General features: G+C 69.0%; 9 protein-coding genes and 1 pseudogene. 4 read left to right on the forward strand and 6 right to left on the reverse strand.

Translation table 11 applies throughout. The features are described from left to right. Positions 1–187: 187 nt before the first annotated feature. Positions 188–523 carry a hypothetical protein gene (locus AC1DZ6_RS14005; RefSeq protein ID WP_477097775.1) on the forward strand — a complete coding sequence of 112 codons (336 nt, stop codon included), beginning with the start codon at positions 188–190 and terminating at the stop codon, positions 521–523. On the opposite strand, the gene AC1DZ6_RS14010 is transcribed toward AC1DZ6_RS14005, so the two are convergent. The 5 genes from AC1DZ6_RS14010 to AC1DZ6_RS14030 all read right to left on the reverse strand — a co-directional run bounded on the left by AC1DZ6_RS14010 (position 520) and on the right by AC1DZ6_RS14030 (position 3934). Further along, positions 520–843: a DNA-binding protein gene (locus tag AC1DZ6_RS14010; RefSeq protein ID WP_477097776.1), complete on the reverse strand. Its 324-nt coding sequence runs from the start codon at positions 841–843 to the stop codon at positions 520–522. The genes AC1DZ6_RS14005 and AC1DZ6_RS14010 overlap by 4 nt on opposite strands. A gap of 145 nt (positions 844–988) precedes the next feature. Beyond that, on the reverse strand, positions 989–2260 hold the full coding sequence (locus tag AC1DZ6_RS14015; RefSeq protein ID WP_477097777.1) for an acetyl-CoA C-acyltransferase: 1272 nt from the start codon (positions 2258–2260) through the stop codon (positions 989–991). A gap of 72 nt (positions 2261–2332) precedes the next feature. Continuing rightward, positions 2333–2641, reverse strand: a complete 309-nt coding sequence (locus AC1DZ6_RS14020) for a hypothetical protein (protein ID WP_477097778.1) — start codon at positions 2639–2641, stop codon at positions 2333–2335. A 19-nt stretch (positions 2642–2660) separates the two neighbouring features. Beyond that, positions 2661–3086 carry a hypothetical protein gene (locus AC1DZ6_RS14025; RefSeq protein ID WP_477097779.1) on the reverse strand — a complete coding sequence of 142 codons (426 nt, stop codon included), beginning with the start codon at positions 3084–3086 and terminating at the stop codon, positions 2661–2663. Between the two features lie 110 nt (positions 3087–3196). Beyond that, positions 3197–3934, reverse strand: a complete 738-nt coding sequence (locus AC1DZ6_RS14030) for a glycosyltransferase family 2 protein (RefSeq protein ID WP_477097780.1) — start codon at positions 3932–3934, stop codon at positions 3197–3199. 55 nt (positions 3935–3989) lie between these two features. Here AC1DZ6_RS14030 and AC1DZ6_RS14035 point away from each other — a divergent pair, with 55 nt between their 5' ends. From AC1DZ6_RS14035 to AC1DZ6_RS14045, 3 genes are all read left to right on the forward strand, one after another. Further along, a complete protein-coding gene (locus AC1DZ6_RS14035; RefSeq protein WP_477097781.1) occupies positions 3990–5705 on the forward strand; it encodes an ArnT family glycosyltransferase in 1716 nt (571 codons plus the stop codon). Then, on the forward strand, positions 5702–6601 hold the full coding sequence (locus tag AC1DZ6_RS14040; RefSeq protein ID WP_477097782.1) for a hydroxymethylglutaryl-CoA lyase: 900 nt from the start codon (positions 5702–5704) through the stop codon (positions 6599–6601). The genes AC1DZ6_RS14035 and AC1DZ6_RS14040 overlap by 4 nt, the downstream gene beginning before the upstream one ends. Before the next feature lie 127 nt (positions 6602–6728). Further along, positions 6729–7568, forward strand: a complete 840-nt coding sequence (locus tag AC1DZ6_RS14045) for a hypothetical protein (RefSeq protein WP_477097783.1) — start codon at positions 6729–6731, stop codon at positions 7566–7568. A 39-nt stretch (positions 7569–7607) separates the two neighbouring features. Here the strand turns inward: AC1DZ6_RS14045 and AC1DZ6_RS14050 are convergent. After that, positions 7608–7824, reverse strand: a pseudogene (locus tag AC1DZ6_RS14050) (glycosyltransferase family 2 protein); the annotation flags it as partial.

The raw sequence follows: 7824 nt of genomic DNA on the forward strand, positions 1-7824 counted from the left end.
CCCCCCACCCCTCTGTCCGTCGCAAGTGCGGAGGGGCGGCGCGCCGGCGCGCCAATCTATCTCACCGTCAGCTGAACCAGGGGTCCCGGGCACAAGGCCCGGGATGACGGCGAGGGGGTTAGGGCTAACGGCTCTTAACCATCCGAACCCATCCGTTCTTAACCGTCCCGGCGCTAAACCTCAGATCATGAACGGTCCGATCGACCCCATCCGGCGCGCCCAGGCCGCCCGCCGCGCGCTGCCCGCGCCTCGCGACGACGCCAACGACGCCGACCGCCCCGAGGTGGACGGCGAAGAAGACGTGACCTTCGTGCGTGACGAGCAGCCGGCTCCGCCGCCGCCTCGCAGAGGGGCCTTCGCGACCTTCGCCGCCCACCTGATGGGCCAGACCGGCCAGAAACGCGGCCTCCGCGGTGGGCAGGAAGTGCTCGACACGGCGCGTTCGACCTATCTCGGCACGGAATATTCCGGCACGGCCGACCGCCGCCCCAGGGCGGGCCTGATCAAGAAGACCGAGATCTAGCGCTTCAGACGCGCCAGCTCGGCCTCGAGCGCGGCGACCCGCGCCTCCAGCGTCGCCACCTTCTGCTCCAAGGTCAGCGTCTCGCCCGGCAAGGCGGCGGCGTGCGCCCCAACGCCCGCCCGGCGCGCGGCCTCGGCCAGCGGAACGCCCAGAAGCTCGGCGAAGGCGGCGATCTGGGCGGCCGTCAGCTCGCGCTGGTCCTTGTAGGCCAGGACCAGCTCCTCGCCGGTCATGCCGGCCACGGCGGCCAGCACCGCCCGCGTCAGCCCGCGCTCGGCGAGCCGCGCGTCGTACCAGAACTGGTCGAAGAACAGGGCCATGGCTGAAAGTTAGCGCGTCGGAACGGGTTGGCGCCAGTCTTGCTTAACTCGCGGGTAACCGTCTCGCGAGTTTCCCGATGCTGCTCACCGCCGTCACCCGCTTCTTCGATATCGCCGTGGTCACGCTGATCTTCACGGCCCTGACCTAGGCGTTCTCCAGCAGCATCATCGTTCCCTGGCCGCCGTCGGCGCAGATGCTGACGATGGCCTTTTCGCCCTTGGGCCGGCTGGCCAGTTCCTTGACCGCCTGGCTGAGGATCCGAGCGCCGGTCGCGCCGAACGGATGGCCGACCGCCAGACTGCCGCCCGTGGGGTTCATCCGCTCGCGCGGGAACTTGCCCAGATCGACATCGACGCCCGCCTTGGTCTTGCGGAAGGTCTCGTCCTCCCAGGCGGCGATGTGCGACAGCACCTGGGCGGCGAAGGCCTCGTGGATCTCCCACAGGCCGATGTCGGCGTATTTCAGGCCGTTACGGGCCAGCAGGCGCGGCACGCCGTAGGCCGGGGCCATCAGCAGACCCTCGTGGCGCAGGTCGATCGAAGTGACCTCGTAGTCGACCACCTTCACGCGCGGCGTCTTGGCCGGCAGGCGGGCCAGGCCCGCCTTGGACGCCACCCAGATCGCCGCCGCTCCGTCGGTCAGGGGCGAGGAATTGCCGGCTGTCAGCGTGCCCTGGCCGCTGGTCTTGTCGAAGGCGGGGCCTAGCTTGGCCAGCTTCTCCAGCGTGGAGTCCTTGCGCGGGATGGTGTCGCGTTTGACCTCGCCGACCGGGATGACCAAGTCGTCGAAGAAGCCGGCCTCCCAGGCCTTCACGGCGTTCTGGTGGCTCTCGAAAGCGATCTGGTCCTGGTCGGCGCGGGCCAGCTTCCATTCTTTCGCGGTGATCTCGGTGTGCTCGCCCATCGACAGGCCGGTGGTGCGGTTGGCGACCTTGGGGATCCACAGCTTCAGGTCCGAGGGTTTCAGCTTGCCCAGGTGGGCCAGCTTCTGGCCGGGAGTCTTGGCAGCCTGGAAGCCCTTGAGCCAGTCGGAGAAGCCGATGCTGGCCCCGACCTGGACCTTGCTCATGCTCTCGACCCCGCCGACCAGGGCCAGGTCGCGACCGCGGCCGTCGATCATGCCGGCGGCCTCGATCACCCCGATCATGCTGGTCGAGCAGGCCATGATCGTCGAGAAGGCCGGGATGGTCGGTTCGGCCCCGGCGTCCAGCAGCACCTCCCGGGCGATGTTGCTCCAGGTCAGGTTGGGGATCACCGTGCCCCAGATCGCGAAGTCGGGGCGAGCGCCCTGTGCGAGCATGGCCTGAACGACCGGCGCCGAGAGGGCGATCGCGTCAAAGGTCTTCAGCGGCCCGTCGACCTTGGCGAACGGAGTGCGCAGACCGGCCGCCAGCCAGATGTCGGGTTTGGACGCCATGATCGTGATCCTCGGAAAGCTGGGATGTCAGCATGGCGAGGCTGGGCCGCAAGGTCTTGTCGAATTTGACGATCAGCGCGACTGGCCGCCCAGGGAGTGGAGTTGGGCGAGCACTCGGTCCAATTGCCGCCTGTCGATCAACTCGATGGCTGCGACAATGCCTTGGGCGCGGCCCCTGGTGAGCGGTTCTTGCAGATCGCATAGGTCCCGGAGATGGCCGGACAATCTATGGATAGCTTCGTTCACCAACATCAGGTGGCTTTCCGCGCCGCTCGAGCCGTAGCCATCGCGACCCGCAATCGTCAGTTCATGGATCGCCGCGGCCAGGAAGCTCAGCGCCGCGTTGCGTTCCGCGTCGACAAGTTGATCATCAATTTCCATGATCTGGCACGTAGACGCCTCAGTGCGCGTCGCCGAAGTCCACGTCGCGGCGGGCCGAGACGATGGTCACGATGAAGCCGGCCAGCACGTCCAGCAGCACCATCACCGTCAGCAGGAAGAACACCGAGGTTCCGAACGCCGGCGCCAGCAGGAACTCGACCAGGCAGATGATGAACAGCACCATCGACAGCGAGTGGTTGATGATCGCGATCTTGCGGCTGGTGGTCGACTTCAGCAGCTCGACGAACAACACCACCAGCGAGGCGGYCAGCAGCAGGTCGCCCAGGCTGACGGCCCAGTCGGCCTTGGAGGTCATGTGGATCGTGAACAGCTGCTCGGCCAGCCGGTACTGGGCGGCGTTGGCGTTGAAGCCGCCCGCCAGGGTCAGGACGATCAGGTTGTAGACCAGCACTGGCAGGGCCAGCAGCGGAAACGCGGCGAACATGCTCTGGCTCTCCCCCGAGAGGCGCGTCCCGACGACGCGACAGTAGCCGTCAGCGTTAACCGGTTTTGCGGATTCCCGAAAGGCGGCGCCGCCCAGGGGGCGAGCGCGGCCTAGACTTCGTCCACGCCTTGCGGATTGCGGGCGCGGGTCTGCAGCCACATCACCCCCAGCAGGTCGGACACCGAGGCCTTGAGCCGGCCGAAGTTGGTGTATTTCGACACCCCGCTCTCGCGGTGACGGTGGTTCACCGGCTGGAACTCGACCTGATACCCCTCGCGCAGCATCAGGGCCGGGATGTAGCGGTGGATGTGATCGAAGTACGGCAGCCGCAGGAAGGCCTCCCGGCGGAAGGCCTTGAGCCCGCAGCCGGTGTCGTTGGCGGTGTCCTTCAGCATGCGCTTGCGCACGCCGTTGCCGAACTTGGAGGCGAAGCGCTTGGCCGAGCTGTCCTGGCGCTTGACCCGCTCGCCGCCGACCAGGGCCAGCTCGGGCGGGGCGGCCTTCAGGGCCTTGGCCAGGCGCGGCGCGTCGGCGGGGTCGTTCTGGCCGTCACCGTCCAGGGTGACGACGATCGGAGCGCGGGCGGCCAGCACGCCGCTGCGGACGGCGCGGCTCTGGCCCGAATTCTTGCGGTGGCCCAGCACCCGCAGCTGCGGGATCTCGGCCTTCAGCGCCACCAGCAAGGCCTTGGTGTCGTCGCGGCTGGCGTCGTCGATGAAGATGATTTCGTGGCTCTCGCCGGCGAAGGCGGCCGCGATCTCGCGGGCCAGGGCCGGGGCCGCGCCGCCTTCGTCGAAGACCGGCACGACGATCGAATAGTCGGGAGTTGAGGAAGCGGCGGTGTTCATCGGCCTCTAATACCGCAAAAATAGCCAGAAAGAAGGATCGTGCTATTCCACTGTCATGACACTTGAATCGCGCCTGGATGACTGGAGCCGCGGCTGGCGCGGCCCTCTGTTCGCCGCCCTGGTCGCCCTGGTGGCCGGGCTGCCCGGCCTGTTCGCCATGCCGCCGCTCGACCGCGACGAATCACGCTTCGCCCAGGCCACCGCCCAGATGCTGGAAACCGACGACATGGTCGTCATCAAGTTCCAGGACCAGCCGCGCTTCAAGAAGCCGGTCGGCATCCATTGGCTGCAGGCCGCCAGCGTCACCGCCTTCTCGGCGCCCGAGGATCGCGGCATCTGGGCCTATCGCATCCCCTCGCTGCTGGGGGCGATGCTGGCGGCGGCCGCCTGCGCCTGGGGCGCGGCGGCGCTGCTGGGACCCAAGACCGGCCTGCTGGCCGGCGGCATATTGGGCGCGACCCTCCTGCTGTCGACCGAGGCCTTCATCGCCAAGACCGACGCGGCCCTGTGCGGCTTCACCACCCTGGCCATGGCCGCCGTGGCGCGGATCTACGCCGCCCATCTGAACGGCCGGACGATCGACCGCTGGACCAAGCTGGCCTTCTGGGTCGGCCTGGCCATGGGCGTGCTGATCAAGGGCCCGGTCGGGCTGATGGTGGTGATGCTCAGCGTCGTCGCCCTGTGGATCTGGGACCGCAAGGCCCCGTGGATCAAGGACCTGGGCTGGGGCTGGGGCGTGACCGTGCTGGCGGCCATCGTCTTGCCCTGGGCGATGATGATCACCGTGGCCACCGACGGCGCCTTCTGGTCGACGGCCGTGACCGGCGACCTCGCCCCCAAGCTGGCCGGCGGCCAGGAAAGCCACGGCGCGCCGTTCGGCAGCTACGCCCTGCTGGCGTTCGTGCTGGTGTTCCCCGCCACCCTGCTGCTGCCCGCCGGCCTGGTCCAGGGCTGGACCGGCCGCCATGAGGCCGGCGTGCGCTTCGCCCTGTGCTGGCTGATCCCGACCTGGCTGGTGTTCGAGATCCTGCCGACCAAGCTGGTGCACTACACCCTGCCCGCCGTGCCGGCCCTGGCCATGCTGATGGCCGCTGCCCTGCGCGCGCCCCTGGGTCCGATCTCCCGGGTTGTCGGCGCGATCCTGTCGACCCTGGCCGGCCTGCTGCTGGCGGCCGTGGCGATCTATCTGCAGATCGAGCACGGCGACCCGAGCGACATCCCCTGGACGACGCTGACCGCCCTGCTGTTCCTGGCGGCCGGCGTCGTGGGGGCCGTGCTGCTGATGCGCAAGACCGCCGCCATCGCCCTGGTGGCGGCCGGGGCGATCGGCGTCGCCGCCCACGCCGCCCTGGTCGGGGTGCTGGTTCCCCGGCTGGAGCCGCTGCTGCTGGCGCCGCGCCTGGAGGACGCCCTCGAGCGCGCCGACCTGGCGCCCCGGGGCGGCGCGCCCGGTCCGGTGGCCGTCACCGGCTACGCCGAACCCAGCATGGTCTTCCTGCTGGGCACCACCACCCAGCTGACCGACCCGGTGGGGGCGGCCAAGGCCGTCGCCCAGGGCCGGCCCGCCGTGGTCGAGGGCCGACAGGAGAAGGCCTTCCAGGCCGCCCTCGCCGCCCTGAGCCAGACCGCTCGTCCAGCCGGCGTGGTCGAGGGCTTCGACTATTCCGACGGCGACAGGGAGCGCCTGACGCTCTATCGCGGCGCGCCGATCCGCCCGGACGAAATGGGCGACGAGGCCGGTGAAGACCTCCCAACGGAGCCCCGCCCATGAGCCGCTTCATCCAGATCGTCGAGGTCGGCCCGCGCGACGGCCTGCAGAACGAGAAATTGTCCCTGCCCGTCGACGATAAGCTGGACCTGATCCGCAGGCTCGAGGCGGCGGGCGCCAAGCGCATCGAGACCGTCTCGTTCGTCAACCCCAACCGCGTGCCGCAGATGGCCGGGGCCGAGGAGATCCAGGCGGCGCTGAAGCCCGACCTGGAGCATTCGCGGATCGGCCTGGTGCTGAACATGCGCGGTTGGGAGCGCTGCGTGGCCGCCCAGTGCGACGAGGCCAATGTCGTGGTCTGCGCCACCGACGGGTTCGGCGTCGCCAACCAGGGGACGACCTCGGCGCAACAGGTCGACGTCCTGGCCGCCATCGTCGAGCGCCAGGCGGTCGAGGGCGGTCCGCCGATCACCGCGACCATATCGGTGGCCTTCGGCTGCCCGTTCGACGGCGAGGTGTCCGAGGACCAGGTCGTGGCCATCGCCCGCGAGGCCGCGGCGATGGGCGTGGCCGAGATCGCCATCGCCGACACCATCGGGGTCGCCGATCCGTGGACCGTCCGCCGGCGGATCGAGGCCGTCCGCGCCGCCGCCCCGGACGCCAGGCTGCGCATGCACTTCCACGACACCCGCAACACCGGCCTGGCCAACGCCTTCGCCAGCGTCGAGGCCGGGGTAGACGTGCTGGACGCCTCGGTCGGCGGCCTGGGCGGCTGTCCGTTCGCGCCGAACGCCACCGGCAACATCGGCACCGAGGACCTAGTCTACATGCTGGAGYGCGCCGGCTTCGAGACCGGCTACGACCTGTCGGCCCTGATCGAGATCGGCCGAGACATCAGCGAGCGCCTGGGCAAAGCGCCCGCCTCGTCCCTCGCCAGGGCCGGAAAATTCCCCGCCTGACGTCACTACTTCAAGTGACATCGGCAAAATTGACTCTCCTCTTAGGGGCAATTCTAGTCCCTCGCGATCCAAGCTGGATCAGCGCGCGGTCGACGTGCGCTCGGCGGTTCGCGCCAAGGGGGCATCGATGACGACCACGATCACGTTCCAGGGCAATTTCCCGGCTGGCTGCCCTTCGGCGGTGGGCGCCTACCGCGAGGCGGGCCTGGTGTTCACCAACTCGGTGGGCAACCGCTGGGCCAGCCCGTTCACCAACAACTTCGTCGGCACCTACGGCTCGCCCAGCCAGCTGTTCGCCAGCCGCGACGACAACGGCCTGTTCGACTTCCGGTCGCTTCAGATCTGCAACCCAAACACCGCGATCCCGGCGCAGACCATCACCTTCACGGGCATCCGCGCCGACGGCTCCTCCATCGGGGCCAAGTTCACCACGCCTGACTTCGACACCGCGCCGCAGACCTTCGCCCCCGTCGGCTTCGACGAGTTGACGAGCCTGGTGGTCAGCCTGGGCTTCGTGGCCTTCGACWATTTCGCGTTCGAAGGCGTCGCCGCCAAGACGGTGTCGTTCGACCAGGACTTCCCGCCCGGCTGCCCGTCGGCGGCGACGGCCTACGCCTCACAGGGCCTGACCTTCACCAACTCGATCGGCAACCAGTGGTGCAACGGCTTCATCAACGGCTTCGTCGGCAGTTACGGCTCGCCCTGCACGGTGACCGTCGCGCCACCGGCGGGCCAGACGTTCGACTTTCGCTCGCTGCAGGTGTGCAACCCCAATCCCGCCATCCCCGCCCAGCTCGTCACCTTCACGGGGACGCGGCCGGACGGCGGCACGGTCAGCGCCGCCTTCTCGACGCCGTCCAACAACACCTCGCCCCAGACCTTCGCGCCTGACGGATTCGGCGGCCTGGCCTCGCTGACGATGGCGCTGGGCTTCGTGGCGTTCGACAACTTCGTGTTCGCCGACTAGGCGGCGGCGCTCTCCCCGGCGAAAGCCGGGGAGCCGGCGTCAGATCGGCCGCCCGGTGATCTTCCAGATCAGCGGCCGCGACACGCTCATCAGCAGGATGGCCGGGGCCAGCAGGACGGCGATGATGTAGCGCTGGACGGTGTCGGCCCGCTTGATGAAGTAGCGCGACAGGCCCACGCCCTTGTGAAACTCGACCTTCAGCGGATGCTCCAGGCTGGTGTGGCCCAGGTGGATCACCTGGGCGGCCGGCTGGAAC

Source organism: Caulobacter sp. P1_B12_2 (assembly GCF_056406675.1).

What these genes read in the sequence shown, in the direction of transcription:
- AC1DZ6_RS14010 (WP_477097776.1), bottom strand. Translation starts at nt 843, where the DNA reads ATGGCCCTGTTCTTCGACCAGTTCTGGTACGACGCGCGGCTCGCCGAG.
- AC1DZ6_RS14005 (WP_477097775.1), top strand. Translation starts at nt 188, where the DNA reads ATGAACGGTCCGATCGACCCCATCCGGCGCGCCCAGGCCGCCCGCCGC.
- AC1DZ6_RS14020 (WP_477097778.1), bottom strand. Translation starts at nt 2,641, where the DNA reads ATGGAAATTGATGATCAACTTGTCGACGCGGAACGCAACGCGGCGCTG.
- AC1DZ6_RS14035 (WP_477097781.1), top strand. Translation starts at nt 3,990, where the DNA reads ATGACACTTGAATCGCGCCTGGATGACTGGAGCCGCGGCTGGCGCGGC.
- AC1DZ6_RS14015 (WP_477097777.1), bottom strand. Translation starts at nt 2,260, where the DNA reads ATGGCGTCCAAACCCGACATCTGGCTGGCGGCCGGTCTGCGCACTCCG.
- AC1DZ6_RS14030 (WP_477097780.1), bottom strand. Translation starts at nt 3,934, where the DNA reads ATGAACACCGCCGCTTCCTCAACTCCCGACTATTCGATCGTCGTGCCG.